Raw genomic sequence first — 405 nt, forward strand, 5'->3', positions numbered from 1 at the left:
AGCGTTCTACCTCCAGAATCTATTGGTGTACAACAGCACTCAGTGCTTTATGGGCAACAGGAGGTGCTTTTATAGCTCATAAGTTAGCTCCCACTAGCCTCAATTCCTTATCGAATATCACTACCTTTGTTTCATCTTCAACAGGTCTAGCTGTAGCAGCAGGAACAGCAATCCCTATCCTTATATCTTGGGGATTCGCTCAATTAACAACACGTTCAAACTTATTTCATAATATAGCTCTTCTTATGACAAATGCTGCACAGCTCCTCAGTGAACCACAACATATATCTGAACAACAAGCTATCGCTATAGGGCACACCCTTCGTGAAGAAGTAACAGCAATGAACTCGGGAAGTGAACGTACCCATGCACGGGTTGTGGAACTTGATACTAGCATCCAATGTG

1 protein-coding gene is annotated in these 405 nt (G+C 43.0%); it reads left to right on the plus strand.

The window, feature by feature from the left end; translation table 11 throughout:
• On the plus strand, positions 1-405 hold a 405-nt coding region (locus tag J7R10_RS09195), incomplete at both ends, for a hypothetical protein (RefSeq protein ID WP_208436520.1).

The sequence above is a fragment of the Bartonella vinsonii subsp. berkhoffii ATCC 51672 genome, from assembly GCF_902825225.1.
In the GTDB taxonomy this organism is placed as follows: Bacteria; Pseudomonadota; Alphaproteobacteria; order Rhizobiales; family Rhizobiaceae; genus Bartonella; species Bartonella berkhoffii.